Here is an 18,764-nt window from a genome sequence, read left to right on the forward strand (position 1 = left end):
GCCTCGCGCGAGCGGCCGAGCGTGATGACGTGCGGGTGTTCCACGAGCAGCAGCGTGTCGACGCCCTCGCCCCGTTTGCGGCGATCGACGAGCGCGAGCTGGTGCGCGTAGGCGTCGCGGTACGGCCGAGTGCCGAGGTCCTCCACCGCCGCCGGCAAGCGCGCCGCGCCCGCCGCGGAGGTACCCGCCGGAGCCCCCGGCACGCCGCCGCCGCCCGTCACGAGCCGCGATTGACGATGTGGATCGCCTCGCCGAGCGCGGCCTTGGCGGCCTCCATGATCGACTCGCCGAGGGTCGGGTGCGGGTGGACCGTGAGCGCGACGTCGTGCAGCACCGCGCCCATCTCGATCGCGAGCGCGCCCTCGCTGATCAGATCCGACGCGCCGTTTCCGACGATGTGGACGCCGAGGATCTCGCCACTGTCGGCGTCAGCGACGACCTTCGCGAACCCGTCCGTGTCGTTGACCGACAGCGCGCGGCCGAGCGCCGCGAACGGGAACTTGCCGACGCGCACCGCGTGGCCCGCGTCGCGCGCCGCCTGCTCGGTGAGTCCGCAGGTGGCGATCTCCGGGTCGGTGAACACGACCGCCGGGATGCAGCGGACGTCCATCGCCGATTTGTGGCCGGCGATGACCTCGGCGGCCACCTCGCCCTCGCGCGACGCCTTGTGCGCCAGCAACATGCCGCCGGCGACGTCACCGATCGCGTAGATGCCGGGCACGTTGGTCCGCTGCTGGCGGTCGACCTGGACGTAGCCCTTGGCGTCGAGCCGCACGCCGAGGGCTTCGAGGCCGAGGCCGGCGCTGTTCGGCCGGCGGCCGACGGTCACGAGGATCTTGTCGGCGTCGATCGTCGCCTCGCCGCCGTCCTTGGTCTCGACCGTGACGACCGCGCGGTCCCCCTTGTCCTGCCAGCCCTTGGCCTTCGCGCCGAGCAAGACCTCGACGCCCATCTTGCGCAACTTGCGCGCGACGACCTGCACGCAGTCCGGCTCGATACCGGCGAGGATCGAGTCGAGCGCCTCGACCACCGTGACCTTGGCACCGAGCTTGGCGTAGACCATGCCCAGCTCGAGGCCGATGTAGCCGCCGCCGATGACGGTGAGCCGCCCCGGCACCTCGGCGAGCGCGAGCGCGCCGGTGGAGTCGAGCACGCGCTGCTGGTCGACGGCGAACCCCGGGATCTCGATCGGGCGCGAACCGGTCGCCACGATCACGTTCTTGGTCGTCACGGTGCGCGCCGTCCCGTCGGTCCGCGCGATCGTGACGTCGTAGCCGCCGGCGCCGCGCGCGATCGACGCCGTGCCGAGTTCGAGTTCGGCGCCGTTGGCCTTGAGCAGCTGTTTGACGCCGCCGGTGAGCTTGCTGACGATGCCGCCCTTCCACGCCTGCATCGCGGCCATGTCGACCGCCGGCGGCGCCGCCAGCCGGATGCCCAGCTCCGACGCCTTGGCCATCTTCTCGAACGTCTTCGCGGCGTGGATGAGCGCTTTGGACGGGATGCAGCCCACGTTGAGGCATACGCCGCCGGGGTGTTCCTTCTCGACCACCAGCGCCTTGACGCCGAGCTGTCCGAGGCGGATGCCCGCCACGTAGCCGCCCGGGCCGCTGCCGATCACGACCGCTTCCACTCGCTGTTCGGCCATCGCTACCTTCCTCGTTTCAGTTCGTGCAACTGCTCGCGCAGCAGCCACGTGGGGGTTTCGTAGACGTCTTCGATGAGCGTGTCCAGCGGCGGCGGCCCGATCCGTTCCTGTTCGGCGATCGCCGCGCGGACCTCCGCCTCGATGTCGGCCGCCATCCGGTCGTGATCGTCGTCCGACATCCACCCGCGCCGGGTCAAGAACGCGCGGAATCGCGCGATCGGGTCGCGCTCGTCGCGCCACACCGCCGTGACCGACTCGTCGCGGTACCGGCTCGGGTCGTCCGACGACGAGTGGGCACTCACCCGGTAGGTGAGGAACTCGATGAACGTCGGCCCGTCGCCGCGCCGCGCCTTGTCGACCGCGTACCGCGTCGCAGTGTAGGTCGCGAGCACGTCGTTGCCGTCGACCCGCAACGACTCGATGCCGTAGCCAATCCCCTTGACCGCGTACGTCTCGGATGCGGTCTGCCGGTCGCGCGGCGTCGAGATCGCCCACTGGTTGTTCTGGCAGATGAAGACGACCGGCGCGCGCGCGACGCCGGCGAAGTTCAGCGCGACGTGGAAGTCGGCGGTCGACGTGCCGCCGTCCCCCATGAAGCCGACGCATACGCGGCCGCGGTCGCCGGCGATCTTCATCGCCCAGCCGATGCCGGTCGCGTGCGGAATCTGCGTGGACACGCACGACGACATCACGACGTAGTGCGTCGCCCGGTCGCACGGGTGGCACGGCAGCTGGCGTCCCTTGGACACGTCCGCTGCATTGCCGAAGATCTGCGCGATGTACGCGCGCAGCGGCAGGCCGCGATAGATGCCGCCGCCCGCCTCGCGCAGCGCCGGCACGAACCAGTCGTCGGGCTCGGTCGCCGCGGCCGAACCGATGACGCCGGCCTCCTGGCCGCGCGCCTCGCCGTAGAAGCCGATGCGGCCCTGGCGCTGGAGTGCGAGCATCCGCTCGTCGACGATGCGGATCGTGAGCATCCCGCGGTACATGCGGCGCGCGAGTTCGACGTCGAGGCCGGCGATCCAGCGGTCGTCGGCGCGGCCGCGTTCGTCGACGAGCTGAAACAGGCCGGTGGCCTTGGCGAGGTCGTCACCGGCGAAATACGGGTGTTCGAGCGGGGCGGTCGGGGGCGTGGTGTCGGCCAACATGGCGCGAGAAGCTACACGAGCTCCATGAACATCATCGTCGGGTCCTCGAGCAGCGACTTGACCTCGGCGACGAACATCGCGCCGTCCCAGCCGTCGACGATCCGGTGGTCGAGCGAGATCGACAGGTTCATCATCCACCGCGGGACGATCTGGCCGTCGACGACCATCGCGCGCTGCGCCAGCTTGTGGACGCCGAGGATGCCCGCCTCCGGATAATTGATGATGGGGGTCGCGAGCAGGCCGCCCAGCGCGCCGAGCGACGAGATCGTAAAGGTCGATCCGACGAGTTCCTCGCGCTTGATCGTGCCGCTTTGCACCGCGTCGGCCAGGCGCTGGATCTCCTTGGCCAGCTCGAAGATCGATCGCTTGTCCGCGTCGCGGATGACGGTGACGACGAGACCCTGCGGGCCCTGGGCGGCGATGCCGATGTGATAGTAGTGCTTGCGGACGATCTCCTGCCGCTCCTCGTCGAGCGACGCGTTGAGCGCCGGCCACTTCTTGAGGCCCGCGCACACCGCCTTGATGATGAACGGCAGGTAGGTGAGCTTGATCCCGCGTTCGGCCGCCCGCTGTTTGGCGCGCGTGCGCAGCTCGACCAGCTCGGTCATGTCCACTTCCTCGACGTACGTGAAGTGCGTCGCGGTGAACTTGGACCGGGTCATGTTCTGCGCGATCGCGCGGCGGACGCCGCGGAACGGGATGCGCTCCTCGGCGCCGGCCGGCTCGATGCGCGCCGGCGGCTGCGCGGGCGCCCGCTGCAGCGCGGCGGAGGGACCGGCCGCCGGCACCGAAGCCGCGCCGCCGCGCTCGGCGAACGCGCGCACGTCGTCGCTGGTCACGCGGCCGTTGCGCCCGGTCGGCGGCACCTGGGCGATGTCGACCCCGAGCTGGCGTGCGAGCCGCCGGGTCGCGGGGGTCGCGAGGACGCGGCGCGTCGCGCCGGTCGCGTCGATCACCTCCGGCATCGCGGGCGCGGCCGGCCCGGCCGCGCGCGTCGCCGCCTGCGCCAGCTCGGGCGCGTGGCCCGCGCCGTGGCCGTTGCCGCCGGCCGCCGGCGAGCCAGCCTCGGGCGCCGCCGCCGGCTCGGACGCCGCGCCGTCCTCTTCGATCACGACGAGCACGTCGCCGACCGGGCACACCTCGCCCTCGCGAAAGCGGATCTTCGCGATGCGACCCGCGCGCGGCGACGGGATCTCGACGGTCGCCTTGTCGGTCTGGACCTCGACGATCGGCTGATCGAGGTCGACGCGGTCCCCTTCGGAGACCTTCCACTCGACGATCTCGCCTTCGATGACGCCTTCGCCGATGTCCGGCAGGTGGAATTCGAACGCCACGGCTACCACTCCAGCGTCTTGCGGACGGCGTCGACCACGCGGTCCGCGTTGGGCAGGTACTCGTGTTCGAGCGTGTAGGGGAACGGCGTGTCCAGGCCGGCGACGCGCAAGATCGGCGCCTCGAGGTGTTCCATCGCGCGCTCCTGGATCGACGCGACCAGCTCCGCGCCGAACCCGCACGTCTTGGGCGCCTCGTGGACGATCACCGCGCGGCCGGTCTTCTTGACCGACGCCAGCAGCGTGTCGATGTCGAACGGCAGCAGCGTGCGCAGGTCGATGACCTCGATCGAGATGCCCTGCTCGGCCGCCTTGTCGGCCGCGGCCGTGCACTCGTGCACCATCGCGCCGTAGGCGACCACCGTGCACTGCGTGCCCTCGCGGACGACCGCGGCCTTCTCGAGCGGCACGGTGTAGTCGTCCGCCGGCACGTCACCGCGCGCGGCCCGGTAGACGCGCTTGGGCTCCATGAACAACACCGGGTCGTTCTGCCGCATGCAGCTCAGCAGCAACCCCTTGGCGTCCACCGGATTCGACGGGATGACGACTTTGAGCCCCGGCGTGTGAATGAAGTGCGCCTCGGGCGACTGCGAGTGGTAGTGGCCGCCGCGGATGCCGCCGCCGTAGGGCGTGCGGATGACGACCGGACACGGGTACTGGCCGCCCGAGCGGTAGCGGAATTTCGCCAGCTCGTTGACGATCTGATCGAACGCCGGAAAGATGAAGTCGGCGAACTGGATCTCGGGGACCGGGCGCAGGCCGTACAGCGCCATGCCGATCGCCGTGCCGATGATGCCGGCCTCCGACAGCGGCGTGTCGATGCAGCGGTCGGGGCCGAACTCGTCGTACAGGCCGCTGGTGGCGCGAAACACGCCGCCGAACTTGCCGACGTCCTCGCCGAGGATGACGACGCGGTCGTCGGCGCGCATCTGGATGCGCAGGGCGTCGTTGACCGCCTGGATGATGTTCATCGTGGGCATCGGTTGCTACTCCCGGAAAGCCGTCGATTTGCGTGGGTGAAACTCGTGGCGCGCCGCCGTGCGGTCCGCGCGCTCAGTGCTGATGGGGCGACTTGACGCGCGGTTGCGACAGCAACCAGTCGCGCTGCTCGCGCAAGTGCCACGGGATCGTCTCGTACACGTCCTCGAACAGCGACTCGAGCGGCGGCGGCCCGGTGCGGTCGCTCTCGCGCTGCACCTTCGCGATCGCCTCGTTGTGTTTGTCGAGGATGTCGCGCTCGGCCTGTTCCGTCCACAGGCCGCGCTCCTTCAGATAGTTGCGGAACCGGTTGACCGGGTCGCGACGCGCCCACTCCTCGGGCTCGCGCGCGTCGCGGTAGACCGACGGGTCGTCGGACGACGAGTGCGCGCCGCGCCGGTAGGTGCACGCCTCGATCAGCGTCGGCCCGTCGCCGGCGCGCGCGCGATCGACCGCCTCCTGCGCGACCTGGATCACCGCGAGGATGTCGTTGCCGTCGACGCGGATGCCGGGCATCCCGTAGCCGACTGCCTTGGACGCGAACGTCTTGGCCGCGGTTTGCTTTTCGCGCGAGGTCGAGATCGCCCAGCCGTTGTTGCGGCAGACGAACACGACCGGCGCCTTGCTCACGCCCGCGAAGTTCATGCCGACGTGGAACTCGCCGGTCGAGCTGGTGCCCTCGCCGAAGAACACCATCGACACGTCGTCCTTGCCGGCGATTCGCGCGGCCCAGCCGGCACCGACTGCCTGCGGAATCTGCGTGCCGACCGGCGAGCTGATCGACACGATGTTGAGCCACCGCGCCGAGTGGTGGACCGGCATCTGCCGGCCCTTGACCGGATCGTTGGCGTTGCCGTAGAGCTGGTCGATGTAGTTCTGGATGGAGTAGCCGCGCCAGAAGAACGCGCCCTGCTCGCGGTAGGACGGGAACACCCAGTCCGTCGGCCGCAGCGGGTAGACGGCGTAGTGGGTGGCTTCCTCGCCGATGGACGTCATGTAGAAGCCGAGTCGACCCTGGCGCTGAAGGCGCATCATGCGCTCGTCCATCACGCGGACGAGCAGCATCGAGTCGAACAGCGCGACGAGGTCGTCGTCCGAGATGTCGGGTACCTTCGCCCCGGGCAACACCGTGCCGTCGTCGCTGAGCACCCGTCGCATGTCGTCTTGCATCTTGACTGCCACCATGTTGCGCACTTCCTCCGGGGTTTCGACGCGGCAACGGTGTAGTAGCTGGACGGTGCAGGTGTCAAGGATGGCGCCGCCGCAAACCCGGGGCGCGGCGTGCCGCACCGCGTTACGCGCCGTCGGAGGCGCGCGGCGGATCGCGGGCGCCGGGGCCACTGCCGGCGCCGCGCGCGGCAAACCGGCCCGCCGCGCGGTGCACGGTCGGTTCCATTTGTGTACGGTTACGCCATGTTCACGGGCCTGATCATCGCGCTGCTCGCCGTCGTCGGGGCCGGCGTCGTGGTGTGGGGCGGTATGAACGTCCTCGCGAGCCGGTCGGACCGGGCGCTGCCGGACGGCGACACCAAGCTGCTCGGCGCCGGCAGCGACACGCCGCTGCTCGAGCGGACCGTGCGCGACGTGCGCGTCGGCGACGTCATCCAGCGCGACGGCGCCGACTGGGTCGTCGAGGGCGTGGTCCAATACGACGAGGACGGGCACCGCTGGCGAGGCGCCCGGCTCGACGACGGCGCGCGCGAGCGGTGGATGCTCGTCGGTCTCGACCGCGGCGGCGCGGCGACCGTGCGGTGGCTGGTCGAGCGCGAGGACGTGCAGATCACCGGCTACCCGCCCGAGGCGCTGGCGGTCGACGGGGCGACGTTTCGCCAGAACACGCGCGGGACGGCGACCGCGCGCGTGATGGGCGACGCCGGCAGCCTCGAGCCGACCGCGCCCGAGGGGCCCGACTCGGTGACGCGGTGCCGGTGGTGGAGCTACAGCGCGGCGGGCAGCGCGACGCTCGTGGTGGAACAGTGGGGCGACGCGTACCGCGTCCTGCACGGCGAGCGGCTGCGGCCCGACGACATCGAACTGATGCCGGGGTCGTAGCTGCCCACCGCCGCCGGGTTCGGGCGGGTCGCGCGCGTTCGTCCGCGCGTCGTTTTTTTTTGCAACCGCGCGCGCCGAGCCGGCCACAGTGGATGCATGCCGCCGGGGCTACCGAGGAGTACCGCATGCCCCACGTCGCCGCTCGCTTCACCCCCTGGCTTGCACTGTTGTCCCTCGCCTCCGCCTGCGCGTTCGACGCGGGCGGTTCTGCCGATCTGCCGGACGGCGATGGCCGCGGCACCTCCGATCCCGGCGCCGTCGACGATCCGTCCGATGGCGAACGCGGCTGTTACTACGGCGAGGACGACCCCGACGCCCCGGTCGCGATCGTCGACCATCGCTTCGAGGTCGTCGACGGCGCCGACGCGGTGCACGTCGCGTTGGTCCTCGACCCGCGGTTCGTGGACAACACGTACGGCGCGACGGCGGTCGGCTGGCCGCAGCGTCGCAAGAAGACCCACAGCTTCAAAGACCTCGTCGGCAGCGACCGCGCCGAGTTGATTCTGTCCGATTCCGCCGGCGACGTGCGGTTGCACATCGCGCTCGACTACCTGTCGGAGGCTGGCGATGCGCCGTCGGGCTACCGCAGCCTGGGGATCTGGGGCGGCGACGGCGGCGTGCTCTCCGGCGATGCCGCCGCGGTGCTCGCGGCGACCAGTTCGCTCGACCGCAACCTCAACGAGCGCGGCTACGCCTCGTACACGGTCGACTCGCCGGCGACCGACGCGGTGTACACGCCCAACCCGGCGGCGCCCGAGTGGGACTTCCGCGTCGTGTACGAGGTGTGGGTCGACGCCGCGGCGTTCGGCGACGCCGGCTTTGGTTCCCCGCGCATCGACTTCATCCACGCCTCGCCGGCCAAGTTTCCCGACAACACGATCGTGGTCGACCCGCGGCCGTGTCCGACCGACGGCTGCGCGGAGCCGTTCGGTTGTCCGCCCGGATGCAACGATCCCGACGGTTGCGACGGCGGCTCGGGGGAGCCTGACGGTTGTGCGCGGGATGAGGATTGCCCCCGGGGCGAATTCTGCGGCGACGACGGTATGTGTTGGCCGGAGGTCGGGTAGGCCGACGGCGGCGTTCGCCGCGCGGCGTTCGCCGGCGATCGACTGCCCTCCTGCCGGCGGGCGGTCACGACCCGCTGAAGTGCCGCTCGAGTGCGTTGTAGGCGACGGTGAGCTTCTTGGTGAGCTCCGCGGCCGCCCGCTGCTTGTCGGGGCTGCCGGCGTGCATGTCCGGGTGGTACTTGCGCATCAGCCGGCGAAACGCCTGCTTGACCTCGGAAAACGGCGCGCCGTACGGGAGGTTGAGCGTCTCGTAGTGTTTGGCGAGCTCGGGGTCGCGCCGCCCGGTAAACGCGGTGCGCCCGGTCGCGCCGGAGCCGCGGGCGCCGGCCGCGCGCGCCTCGCGTTCGGCCTGCCGCCGCGCCTGCTCGAACGCCGCGTCGCGCGCCGCCTGCTCGGCTGCCGCCCGCTTGGCGCGGCGCTCGCGGATGCGCTGCTCGCGGGTGCGCGCGAGCCGCTCGCGCGCGCGCCTCGCCGCGGCCGACGCCGACGCGCGCCTGGCGATCGGGTGGACGTCGCCGAGCGGCGCGCGCCCCTCGGCGCGCGCGCGCAGCAGCCGGCGAATCTCCTCGGCGGTGCGCTCGGGGATCGGTTCGTCGTCGCCCGCGACCTTGTCCAGCAGCGAGTTCAGCCCTGCCTTGATCTCGTCGAGGATCCCGGGCACACCCTACTCCTTGCGCGGCTTCGGCGGCGGCGGCGGCACGGTGCGCGCCCGGGTGGGCGCCGCCGCGGTGCGGCGCGTGAGCACGCGCTCGATCAGCGTCCGCGACACGTCGGTCAGCTCGGTGAACACGACGCCCATGCCTTTCGGATCGTCGCTCACACGCACGACCTCGCCGACGCCTTCGATCGTCTCCGGGTCGTCGAGGATGACGGTGAACTTGAGGTCGACCTTGGTCCCGACCGGCAGCGGATCCTTGCTGCGGATGAACACGCCCGACCGCGACAGGTTCATGACGTACTCGGTAATGAACTCGTCGATCGAGCGGAACTCGTGATTGACCGTCGCGCGCTCGGCGCGCGGAACCAGCTTACGCGCCATCGGCTGCCACCTTCTGCTCGGCCTTCTTGCGGCTGCGGCCGCCGCGCCGCCCGCGCCGCGGCTTCTTGGCGGCGGCGTCGGGAGCGCTCGTCGCGACGGCGCCGCCGGCGTCGATCTTGTACGCGTCCGGTTTCAGCGCGCCGGACGCCGCGATGTCGATCCGTTTGTGAAACCGCTTTTCGAGGCGGTCCACCCACTCGCGCTCCTGGCGGCGGAGCAGCTCGGCGACCTTCGGTGCGCAGGTCACCGTGATCGTGTCGCTGGCGCACGCCGGCGCGTGGCGGCGCACCTCGCGCAGAATCTCGTACGCCACCGTCAGCGTCGACTTGACCGTGCCGCGCCCGTCGCACGCCGGGCAGCGGTCGCTCAGCAGCTGGTTGAGGGACTCGCGCGTGCGCTTGCGGGTCATCTCGACGAGGCCCAGCTCGCTGATCTTGGTGACGTTGCAGTGCGAGTGGTCCGCTTCGAGCGCTTTGAGGAATGCGTCGAGTACCTTCTTGCGGTTCGACTGCTTCTCCATGTCGACGAAGTCGATGACGATGATGCCGCCGATGTTGCGCAGCCGCAGCTGCCGGGCGATCTCCTCGCACGCCTCGAGGTTGTTCTTCGTAATCGTCTCCTCGAGGTCTTTTTTGCCGACGAAGCTGCCGGTGTTGACGTCGATCATCGTGAGCGCTTCGCCCTGCTCGATGACGAGCGAACCGCCGGACTTGAGCGGCACCTTCTTGTCGAGCGCGGCCCGCAGAGCCGCCTCGAGCCCGTAGAAGTCGAAGATCGGCTGGCGGCCGTCGTAGCGTTTGATCCGGTCCACCCATTTGGACATGAACGCCATCGCGAACTTGCGCGCGCGCTCGTACTCCGCCTCCGTATCGATGACGACCGCCGAGATGTCTTCGGTGAGCCGGTCGCGGACGACGCGCAGTACCAGGTCGAGATCCGCGTACACGAGCCCGGGTCCGGTGAGCTGCTTTTCGCGCTCTCCGATCTCCTTCCACAGCTTGACGAGGAAGTCGGCGTCGTCGCGGATCTCGTCGTCGCTGGCGCCCTCGGCCGCGGTGCGCGCGATGAACCCGGCGCCCTTGGGGCGCGCGCCCTCGATCAGCCGGCGCAGGCGTTTGCGCTCCTGGTCCGAGCCGAGCCGCCGGGACACGCCCGAGACTTCCGCCATCGGCATGAACACGAGGTAGCGCCCGGGAAGCGACACGAGCCCGGTGACGCGCGCGCCCTTTTGCGCGATCGCGTCCTTGACCACCTGGACCAGCACCAGCTGGCCCTCCTTGAGCAGATCCTCGATGCGCTTGCGCTCCGGCGGCCGGCGCGAACGGCGGGGCGGTGGCTCGTCGTCCTCCACCGGGTCCGCGTCGAACAAGTGGCGCACGTCGCCGATCGCGCCGACCACGTCGCCCGCGTACAGAAACGCGTCCTTGTCGACGTCCGGGCCGAGATCGACGAACGCCGCCTGCATGCCGGGCAGCACGCGCTTGACCTTCGCCTTGTAGATGTTGCCGACGATGCCCCGGTCGCGCTTGCGCTCGAGGAAGAACTCGGCGAGGCGACCGTGCTCCACCACGCCGACACGGGTCTCGGGACCCTCGGCGTTCACCACCACCAGATTTTCAGCCATGAAAGCTCTGCAAGAAGTTGCGCGCGACCGGCGCCGCGTGACACGAATGTCAGGGTCATGCCACCTGGCCGGGCGAGTCGTTGGAGTTCGGTATCACGCGAGCCGTGCGATTACAAGCAATTGCGTGGGATTGCGTGGTTGGCGCGGCGGTTGCTTCGGGTCGACAGTGCGGCGCGGCCGCGCCCACGGACTGCCGCGCCCCATCGCTTTCCCTAGCTTACCTCGCTTTTCCGTTGGCCTCGTTGGTTTTCTAGACTTTCCGTGGAGTTGGGGGTGAACGCCTCCGGTCGGGTGCCGGAGGCGTTCCGCTTTTCGGCGGCCGCCGCCGGCGCCGTCATGGCGCGCCGATCGGCGACTGGCGCACGGTCGCACCCTGGCCGGGGCTCTCGGTGACCGTCACCTCGACGGCCGTGACCGCACCTGCGGGCCAGCCGGGCGCCGCCGCCGCAAGCAGGCGCTCGCAGAAGCACTCCGCGAGGCGCTCGACCGTCGTGTTGTCGGTTGGCAGCAGGAGCACGTCTGCCGCCGGCAGCACGTAGCGCTGGCCGCACAGCCGGAACTCGATCTCGTTGCCGCTGTCCCGCAGCAGCTCGAAGTGGGGGTTGTGGGCGGCCAGCAGCAGCCGCTCCTTCCACTCGCCGCACAGCGCGGCGATCGCCGCCTTCAGCGATCCGAAGTCGATCAGCTGGTCGAGCGACGCGTCGGCGAGGTCGAGAGCGACGCTCACGAAATAGTTGTGTCCGTGCAGGCGCTCCTTGGAGCCGTCGGGGAACACGGTCATGTGGGCGCACGAGAACTTGAACGTGTCCTTGCGCACGAATATTCGCGTGGCCATCGGCGACACCTTACCGGAATCTTGCGCGGCGGACACGCCGTGGCTACCGTTGTGCGCGGCGGCGGTCCGGTTCACCGCGCGCACCCCGACCCCTCACTGCACACAAGGAGCATTCATGTCCACCATGGGTCCCGCGATGTCGATGTTGCTGGCGGCGGCCTCGCTGTTGGCTCCCGCCGTCGCGTTCGCCGATGTCGGTCCGCGTCCGGTCGACCTGTCCGTCGGCCTCGGTCCGGGCTGGAACCTGCCGGCCGACGTCGATTCGCCGAACAGTGCGAGCGTACGGCTGCGCCTGCCGACCGGGCTCACCGTCGAGCCGCGTTTCGAGCTGTCGTACGCGTCGGAGTCGACCGATACCGCCGTCGGCGATACGACCGACACGACCTTCGTGTTCGGCGTGTCGGCCGAGCTGCGCTGGCCGCTGATGTCCCGCGGCCCGGTCGATCTGATCGTGTCCGGTGGCCCCGGGTTTCAGTACAAGAAAGACGACCCCGAGGGCGACGACAACGCGACGACGACGCTGTCGTTCGCGCTGCTGTACGGCATCGGCGTCGAGTACTGGTTCGGCCCCCACTGGGCGCTGAGCGTCACCGGCTACAACCCGATCTTCGTCCGGTCGAGTTCGACCACCGATCAGCCGATCGGCGACGCGTCCAAGACCGCGACGACGCTCGTCGGCCTGATCTACGATCCGGACGTGGCCGTGTTCGTCCACCTGTTCTTCTGACCGGGCGCGCTGCCGGCGTGGCCGCGGCCGTCCGGCCCGGTGTAGGCTCGCCGCCGTGTCGATCGATGTCACCGCGCAGATCGCCGCCGAGCTGAACCTGCCGGCCCGGGGCGTGGCCGCCGTCGTCGCCCTGCTGGCGGACCGCAACACGGTCCCGTTCATCGCCCGCTACCGCAAGGAGGCGACCGGCGGGCTCGATGAAGTGCAGATCCGCTCCATCGAGGAGCGCCGCGCGTACCTGGCCGAACTCGAGGCGCGCAAGGCGACGATCGCGTCGGCGATCGAGCAGCAAGGCGCGCTCACCGCCGAACTGGCCGCACGCATTGCCGCCTGCCGCACGAAGGCCGAACTCGAAGACCTCTACCTGCCGTACAAGAAGAAGCGGCGCACGCGCGCCGCCAAGGCGCGCGAACGCGGGCTGGCGCCGCTGGCCGAGCGGATCCTCGCGCAACCCGACGCAGGCGATCCGCGCGCCGAGGCCGACGCGTTCGTCGCGCCCGACCGCGAGGTACCCGACGCCGACGCTGCGCTCGCCGGCGCGCGCGACATCGTCGCCGAGGCGATCGCCGAGCGGGCGGACGTTCGCGCGCACGTCCGCCGCGCGATGATGGAGTCGGGCCGCATCGAGTGCGCGGCGACCGCCGACGCGGCCGGCAAGCGCACCAAGTTCGAGCAGTACTACGACCACACCGAGCCGGTGAAGTCGATCCCGTCGCACCGCTATCTGGCGATCCGGCGCGGCGAGCGCGAAAACGTGCTGCGCGCGCGGGTCGTCGTGGACGACGCGCCCCTCGTCGCGTGGATCGAGCGCGCCGCGGGGCTTCGGCCCGCGTCGCCGTTCGCGCCGCTGCTGGCCGACGCGGTGCGCGACGCCTACCGTCGGCTGATCGCGCCGAGCGTCGAGACCGACGTGCGCGTCGACTTGAAACTCCGCGCCGACGAGGCCGCAGTCGAGGTGTTTGGCGCCAACCTGCGCAACTTGCTGCTGGCGCCGCCGCTGGGCCCGAAGCCGGTGATCGGCATCGACCCGGGCATCCGCACCGGCTGCAAGTGCGCGGCGGTGGACGCGACGGGGCGATTCGTTGCTCATACCACGATTTTCCTGGCCCGCGGCGACACGACGGCGGCCGAGCGCACGCTGATCGATCTCGTGCGGGCGCACCGGCCGGCGGCGATCGCGGTCGGCAACGGCACCGGCGGGCGCGAGGCGGAGGCGTTCGTGCGCCGCGCGCTGCGCGACCACGGCATCGACGGCGTGATCGTCGTTCCCGTCAACGAGGCGGGCGCGAGCGTCTACAGCGCGTCGGACGTGGCGCGCGAGGAGTTCCCGGACCTGGACGTGACCGTGCGCGGCGCGATCTCGATCGCGCGCCGGCTGCAGGATCCGCTGGCCGAACTCGTCAAGATCGAGCCGAAGGCGATCGGCGTCGGCCAGTATCAGCACGACGTGCACCAGCCGCTGTTGGCGCGCAAGCTGGCGGCCGTGGTCGAAAGCTGCGTCAACCACGTCGGGGTCGAACTCAACACGGCGAGCGCGTCGCTGCTCGCCTACGTCGCCGGCATCGGACCGGCGCTCGCGAAAAAGATCGTCGCGCACCGCGACGCGCGCGGGCCGTTCGCGTCGCGCGCCGAGCTACTCGACGTTCCCGGCGTGGGACCGCGCGCGTTCGAGCAGGCGGCCGGGTTCTTGCGCATTCGCGGCGGCTCCCACCCGCTCGACGCGTCGGCGGTCCACCCGGAGCGCTACCCGATCGTCGAGCGGATGGCGGCCGACCTCGGCGTCGGCGTCGATGAGCTGGTCGGCAACGCCGAACTCGCGCGCCGGATCGACATCGGTCGCTACGCGGGCGGCGACGTCGGCGAGCCGACGCTGCGCGACATCGTCGCGGAGCTGAGCAAGCCCGGCCGCGATCCGCGCGCCGAGTTCGAGCCGCCGCGGTTCCGCGACGACGTCAACGACCTGGCCGACCTGCGCGAGGGGATGCAACTCGAGGGCGTGGTCACGAACGTGACGGCGTTCGGTGCGTTCGTCGACATCGGAGTCCACCAGGACGGGCTCGTGCACGTGTCGCAACTGGCGGATCGGTTCGTCAAGGATCCGGCCGAGGTGGTCAAGGTCGGGGACAAGCTGCGCGTGCGCGTGTTGTCGGTCGACCTCGAACGACGCCGCATCGCGCTGTCGGCCCGCAGAGGCGATGCGCCCGCGCGCGGCGACAAGCGCGGCGGCGGCCGCCCGAACCGGCCGGCGCAACCCCGCCGCGAGCGCCGGACGTTCTCCAACAACCCGTTCGCGGTGCTCGCCGATCGCGACAAACCGGACTGACGGCAGGCGGTCGCGGCGCGCGAAGTCGCGCGTGCCGCACGACCGGCGCGCGCGGCGCCTGGGAGGCGGTAGCGCCTAGCCGCGGGCTGCCGTCGCGATCGACGGGCGATCTTCGGCGTGCGTCCTCGCGCCCTTCGGTTCCGTTTGTCTACATGCGTCCTCGTGCGCTGCGGGCGTGCGCCGAACCTCGCCTCGCATCTCGCAACCTCGCTGGCGCGCCTATCGGCAACCGCCTGCTAGCGCTTGAGCACCAGGTAGGCGAGGCCGGCGCACGCGGCGGCGTTGGCCACGAGCCACACGGGATCGGCCGGCGCGTAGGCGATCGCCGCCATCGGGGCGACCGCGTACAGCAGCAGGTGCCCGCCGACGCCGGCCGCCACGCCGGCGACGACCGCGCGCGCGCGCGTGGACGCGAGCAGCGCGACGAGCACCAGCGGGATCAGCGCGCTGAAGAACAGCGCGTTGCCGTGGCCGGCCGGTCCGAGCAGGACGAGGTCCCACGACGGCAGGCCCCGCGACAGCAGGTCCATCCCCGGCCACGCCGCGATCGAGCCGAAGAGCGGCAGGAAGAACAGCCCGCTGGCGCCGACGAGGACGCCGGCGACGTAGCCGGCGCCGATCCGGACGCCGAGCCCGCGCCGGCGCGCCGCGGACGCCACGGCCGCCGCGAGCAGCAGCCCGAGCAGCGCCTGCCAGGTGCCGACCGCGGTGCGCGCGCGGACGACCGCCGCCGCCGCGTCGACGATGCCGGCGCCGTAGCGGTCGCGATCGTAGCCCTCGGGTTTGCGCGCCGTGTCCTTCAGGATCGCCTCGACCTGGTCCGGGTCCGTCACGCCCTCGCCGACGAGGAGCGCCGCGACGCCGGCGACGTGCGGCGACGCCATCGACGTCCCCATGTACGCGAGATAGTCGTTGCGCGACGGGTCGCCCTCGACGATCGTGTTTTGCAGCACGCCGTCTGGCATGCCGTCGCCGTTTTGGTCGACGCGCGTGTTGCCGCCCGGGGCGGCCAGATCGATCGCGGCGCCCCAGTTCGAGTAGAACGTGGTCCGCTCGTCGTACTGCGTCGCGGCGACCGCGATCGCGCCGGGGTAGGCGGCCGGATAGCTCACCTTGCCGCGCCCGTCGTTACCGGCCGCGCACACGACCACGACGCCTTTCGAGTGGGCGTACTGGACGGCGCGCTTGAGGATCCGCGACGGGAACCGGCCGCCGAGGCTCATGTTGATGACCTTGGCGCCCTCGTCGGCGGCGTAGCGAATGGCGTCGGCGATGCCGCCGACCGAGCCGGAGCCGTCGGCGCCGAGCACCTTCAGCGGCATGATCTTGACCTTGCGCGCGACGCCGGCGACGCCGATCCCGTTGTTGGTGGACTGCGCGATGGTGCCCGCGACGTGCGTGCCGTGGCCGTGGTCGTCGTTGGCGTGCGCGACGTTGTGGACGAAGTCGTACGGCTTGACGAAGTCGACGTCCAAGTCGGGCATCGTCGTGAACCGGCCGCGGTTTTCGTGGGCGACGCCGGTGTCGATCACGGCGACGATCACGCCGTCGCCGTCGGCCAGCGGCCACGCCGCCGGCATGTGGATCTGGTCCATGTGCCATTGGAAGCGGTACAGCGGGTCGTTCGGGAACCCGGGATGCATCGGCTGCGACGCGGCCACGGGGACGCCCGGTTGCGGCGTGAGGGTCACGCGCGCGTCCGGTTCGGCGACCTCGACTTCCGGCCGCGCCGACAGCGCCGCGATCAGCGCGTCGCGCCGGTCGGGCGCCACGTGCGCGCGGTACAGGCGCTCGTCCGCCGACTGGTCGGACACCAACTCGAGGTCGATGCCGAAGGTCCGCTCGAGGTCGGCGACCACGTCGTCGCCGACGTCGTCGCGCAGGTCGACCAGGATGTCGTCCGGATCGGCTTCGGCCCAGGCATCGCCCGCGGCGGGGTCGCCGGTGGCCGCGCGATCCGGCGCGGGGCGGAAGTACCACCACGCCACCACCACGACCAGCAGAAGCAACAACCAGATCGCGCCGCCGCGCTTGCGCCTGTCGCGTTGACCGTCCGTCATGATGCGAAAATTGTACATCGAACGGCCCGCGCGCGCCCGCGCGGACTGCAGCGCCGCCGCGCGCCCGCGTGCAGGTGCGCCTCCTACACGAGGACGCGATCGTCGGGATCGAGGCCGTCGTCGACCGCGTCGTCGCCGGCGACGACGATCTGCGTATCGACGTACCGGCTCTCGGCCAAGCCGTCGAGATACTGCCGGATTTCGGGGACGCCGGCGACGAGGCGGTCGACGACCTCGCGCGCGAGGAACAGCACGGTGGCGGGCGACGCGGCGGTCACGGTGGCGGTGGTCGGTCCGCCGCGGACGAGAGCCATCTCGCCGAACACGTCGCCGGCGCGCAGGGTCGCGAGCGGCAGCGTGCCGCCGTCGGGGGCGGCCTTGGTCACGTCGAGTTCGCCGGACAGCACGACGAACAGGCCGCGGCCGTCGTCGCCCTCGTGGATGATCGGCGTGCCGGGCGCCACGTCGTGCGCGGTGAATCGGCGCAGCAGGTCGAGCCGTTGCGGCCGGGAAAACGGCCGGAACAGCGGCGACGTCGCCATCAGGTTGCGCAGCAGGCGATCGCGCGTGAACCGGTGGAGCGCGTCGGCCACCGCCGCCAGTTCGTCGGCGAGTGCGGCGAGCGACCCGCGCGTGACCTCGAGCAAGTCCACGTCGCCCGCACACACGACGGACGCCGACCGCGGCTTGCGCGACAATAGCGCCATTTCGCCGAAGACGGCGTTTTCCGACAGCCGCGCCAGGTCGCGGCGGCGGCCGAGACCGTCGGTGTCGTAGACCGTGACGGTTCCCGATGCAACAAAGTAGAAGGACTCGCCCGGCTCGCCTTCGCGGATGACGTGCGCGCCGTCGGGCAGCCGGCGCACCACGAGCGTCTTGAGCACCCGGCGAAACGCATCCTCGCTCAGCTCGGATAGAAGCGGGATCGGGTGGAGCGACTCCGGGTAGTGGTCGAAGTTCGCCAGGCAGTGGGCGGCCCGATCGGCCGCGGCGGCCGTGAACTCCGCGGGCGGCGGGGCGCGCAGGTCGGGCGGCTGCACCGGCGTGTCGGCGGCGGGCAGCGGGATGCGCCCGCCGAGTTTGCCGAGCAGTTCGGACTCGGAGCCGTAGTACACCACGAGGGTCGCGAGCAGATCGTCGGCGTCGCGGCCGGCCGCCTCGAGCAGCCGGGCGCACACGATCGCGACGAGTGGGTGGCCGGCCTTCAGCGCGTACCACGCGACTTCGCGATAGATGACGGCGGCCGCATCGGCGTCGCCGACGGCGGCGAGGCAGTCCGCCGCGCGGATGCGGGCGTCGAAGTCGGTCGGCGCGGCGGCGATCGCGGCATCGTACAGGCGCAATGCGTGGAGCGCGTCGCCGCGCGCGAACAGGCGGGCGGCGTGTTCCTTCACCTCGGCCAGTTGCGCCATGACAGCGACGGTACCTATACTCGGGGCGGAGCGGCAACTTGCCGCGAGGCGGCCAGCGTGAAAGCCTGCACCAGCTGCAGCAAGGACATCCCCGACTCGGCGATGCACTGCGTCTTTTGCGGCGCGAAGCAGGCCGCCGGCCCGGCCAAGACGATCATGGGGTACGCCGGCATGGCCGACGACATCCTGGCGGCCGCGCGCGCGGCCCGGGCGGCGGCTGCGAGCGGCGCGGGCGCCGCCGAGCCGGCGCGGGATGTGCCCGCGACGGGCGCGCCGGCACCGGCGCCCGCCGCGGCGGGGGACGCGGCGGCGGCTGGACCGGGCGATGGGGTGGCCGCGTCGCCGGCGGGGAGCGCGCCGCCGGCGCCCGCCGCTGACACGCCGGCGCCCGCCGCACCGCCGGCGCCCGCCGCACCGCCCGCGCCCGGAGCCGCGACGCCACCGCGCACCGAGGAGCCGCTGCCCGCGGATCCCTACGGCACGACGCAGCCGATTGACCCGCTGCCGCCCGCCGCGCCCGCGC

Annotated in this window: 17 protein-coding genes; 5 read left to right on the top strand and 12 right to left on the bottom strand. The window is 71.4% G+C overall.

Annotated features, from left to right (window positions below):
- The 6 genes from D6689_17220 to D6689_17245 form a co-directional block, all read right to left on the bottom strand.
- Positions 1–221, bottom strand: a 221-nt coding sequence (locus tag D6689_17220) for a hypothetical protein (GenBank protein ID RMH39215.1), incomplete at its 3' end; no start/stop codon positions are given.
- Positions 218–1,645: a dihydrolipoyl dehydrogenase gene (lpdA, locus tag D6689_17225; GenBank protein ID RMH39216.1), complete on the bottom strand. Its 1,428-nt coding sequence runs from the start codon at positions 1,643–1,645 to the stop codon at positions 218–220. The genes lpdA and D6689_17220, both read right to left, overlap by 4 nt.
- 2 nt (positions 1,646–1,647) lie before the next feature.
- Positions 1,648–2,634: a 3-methyl-2-oxobutanoate dehydrogenase gene (locus tag D6689_17230; GenBank protein ID RMH39229.1), complete on the bottom strand. Its 987-nt coding sequence runs from the start codon at positions 2,632–2,634 to the stop codon at positions 1,648–1,650.
- A gap of 170 nt (positions 2,635–2,804) precedes the next feature.
- Positions 2,805–4,127: a 2-oxo acid dehydrogenase subunit E2 gene (locus tag D6689_17235; GenBank protein ID RMH39217.1), complete on the bottom strand. Its 1,323-nt coding sequence runs from the start codon at positions 4,125–4,127 to the stop codon at positions 2,805–2,807.
- Between the two features lie 2 nt (positions 4,128–4,129).
- A complete protein-coding gene (locus D6689_17240) occupies positions 4,130–5,104 on the bottom strand; it encodes an alpha-ketoacid dehydrogenase subunit beta (GenBank protein RMH39218.1) in 975 nt (324 codons plus the stop codon).
- A gap of 73 nt (positions 5,105–5,177) precedes the next feature.
- Positions 5,178–6,260, bottom strand: a complete 1,083-nt coding sequence (locus tag D6689_17245; protein ID RMH39230.1) for a thiamine pyrophosphate-dependent dehydrogenase E1 component subunit alpha — start codon at positions 6,258–6,260, stop codon at positions 5,178–5,180.
- A gap of 255 nt (positions 6,261–6,515) precedes the next feature.
- Here D6689_17245 and D6689_17250 point away from each other — a divergent pair, with 255 nt between their 5' ends.
- The gene (locus D6689_17250) at positions 6,516–7,154 is read left to right on the top strand and encodes a DUF4178 domain-containing protein (protein RMH39219.1); all 639 of its coding nucleotides are present in this window, start codon (positions 6,516–6,518) and stop codon (positions 7,152–7,154) included.
- A 125-nt stretch (positions 7,155–7,279) separates the two neighbouring features.
- Entirely contained in the window at positions 7,280–8,221 is a 942-nt protein-coding gene (locus tag D6689_17255) for a hypothetical protein (protein ID RMH39220.1), read from the top strand.
- Positions 8,222–8,285: 64 nt separating this feature from the next.
- On the opposite strand, the gene D6689_17260 is transcribed toward D6689_17255, so the two are convergent.
- The 4 genes from D6689_17260 to D6689_17275 form a co-directional block, all read right to left on the bottom strand.
- A complete protein-coding gene (locus tag D6689_17260; protein RMH39221.1) occupies positions 8,286–8,882 on the bottom strand; it encodes a J domain-containing protein in 597 nt (198 codons plus the stop codon).
- A 3-nt stretch (positions 8,883–8,885) separates the two neighbouring features.
- Entirely contained in the window at positions 8,886–9,260 is a 375-nt protein-coding gene (locus D6689_17265; GenBank protein RMH39222.1) for a hypothetical protein, read from the bottom strand.
- Positions 9,250–10,884, bottom strand: coding sequence for an Rne/Rng family ribonuclease (locus D6689_17270; GenBank protein RMH39223.1), 1,635 nt, complete (start codon positions 10,882–10,884; stop codon positions 9,250–9,252). The genes D6689_17265 and D6689_17270 overlap by 11 nt, the downstream gene beginning before the upstream one ends.
- 334 nt (positions 10,885–11,218) lie before the next feature.
- On the bottom strand, positions 11,219–11,719 hold the full coding sequence (locus tag D6689_17275) for a hypothetical protein (protein ID RMH39231.1): 501 nt from the start codon (positions 11,717–11,719) through the stop codon (positions 11,219–11,221).
- Here D6689_17275 and D6689_17280 point away from each other — a divergent pair.
- Positions 11,664–12,446 (top strand): hypothetical protein, encoded by a 783-nt coding sequence (locus tag D6689_17280; GenBank protein RMH39224.1) that lies wholly within the window; start codon positions 11,664–11,666, stop codon positions 12,444–12,446. The genes D6689_17275 and D6689_17280 overlap by 56 nt on opposite strands.
- Before the next feature lie 55 nt (positions 12,447–12,501).
- Entirely contained in the window at positions 12,502–14,769 is a 2,268-nt protein-coding gene (locus D6689_17285) for an RNA-binding transcriptional accessory protein (protein RMH39225.1), read from the top strand.
- A gap of 236 nt (positions 14,770–15,005) precedes the next feature.
- Here D6689_17285 and D6689_17290 read toward each other — a convergent pair whose 3' ends face one another.
- Together D6689_17290 and D6689_17295 are read right to left on the bottom strand one after the other, a co-directional pair.
- The gene (locus D6689_17290; protein ID RMH39226.1) at positions 15,006–16,829 is read right to left on the bottom strand and encodes a peptidase S8; all 1,824 of its coding nucleotides are present in this window, start codon (positions 16,827–16,829) and stop codon (positions 15,006–15,008) included.
- Between the two features lie 83 nt (positions 16,830–16,912).
- A complete protein-coding gene (locus D6689_17295) occupies positions 16,913–18,241 on the bottom strand; it encodes a cyclic nucleotide-binding domain-containing protein (GenBank protein RMH39227.1) in 1,329 nt (442 codons plus the stop codon).
- A gap of 171 nt (positions 18,242–18,412) precedes the next feature.
- On the opposite strand from D6689_17295, the gene D6689_17300 reads away from it, so the two are divergent.
- A partial coding sequence (locus D6689_17300; GenBank protein ID RMH39228.1) for a hypothetical protein occupies positions 18,413–18,764 on the top strand: 352 nt, incomplete at its 3' end.

The organism is Deltaproteobacteria bacterium (assembly GCA_003696105.1).
In the GTDB taxonomy this organism is placed as follows: domain Bacteria; phylum Myxococcota_A; class Polyangia; order Haliangiales; family J016; genus J016.

Coding starts and splice junctions, on each gene's coding strand:
- D6689_17295 (RMH39227.1), bottom strand. CDS start 18,241: ATGGCGCAACTGGCCGAGGTGAAGGAACACGCCGCCCGCCTGTTCGCG.
- D6689_17230 (RMH39229.1), bottom strand. CDS start 2,634: ATGTACCGCGGGATGCTCACGATCCGCATCGTCGACGAGCGGATGCTC.
- D6689_17255 (RMH39220.1), top strand. CDS start 7,280: ATGCCCCACGTCGCCGCTCGCTTCACCCCCTGGCTTGCACTGTTGTCC.
- lpdA (RMH39216.1), bottom strand. CDS start 1,645: ATGGCCGAACAGCGAGTGGAAGCGGTCGTGATCGGCAGCGGCCCGGGC.
- D6689_17275 (RMH39231.1), bottom strand. CDS start 11,719: ATGGCCACGCGAATATTCGTGCGCAAGGACACGTTCAAGTTCTCGTGC.
- D6689_17270 (RMH39223.1), bottom strand. CDS start 10,884: ATGGCTGAAAATCTGGTGGTGGTGAACGCCGAGGGTCCCGAGACCCGT.
- D6689_17240 (RMH39218.1), bottom strand. CDS start 5,104: ATGCCCACGATGAACATCATCCAGGCGGTCAACGACGCCCTGCGCATC.
- D6689_17290 (RMH39226.1), bottom strand. CDS start 16,829: ATGACGGACGGTCAACGCGACAGGCGCAAGCGCGGCGGCGCGATCTGG.
- D6689_17245 (RMH39230.1), bottom strand. CDS start 6,260: ATGCGACGGGTGCTCAGCGACGACGGCACGGTGTTGCCCGGGGCGAAG.
- D6689_17250 (RMH39219.1), top strand. CDS start 6,516: ATGTTCACGGGCCTGATCATCGCGCTGCTCGCCGTCGTCGGGGCCGGC.
- D6689_17265 (RMH39222.1), bottom strand. CDS start 9,260: ATGGCGCGTAAGCTGGTTCCGCGCGCCGAGCGCGCGACGGTCAATCAC.
- D6689_17280 (RMH39224.1), top strand. CDS start 11,664: ATGTGGGCGCACGAGAACTTGAACGTGTCCTTGCGCACGAATATTCGC.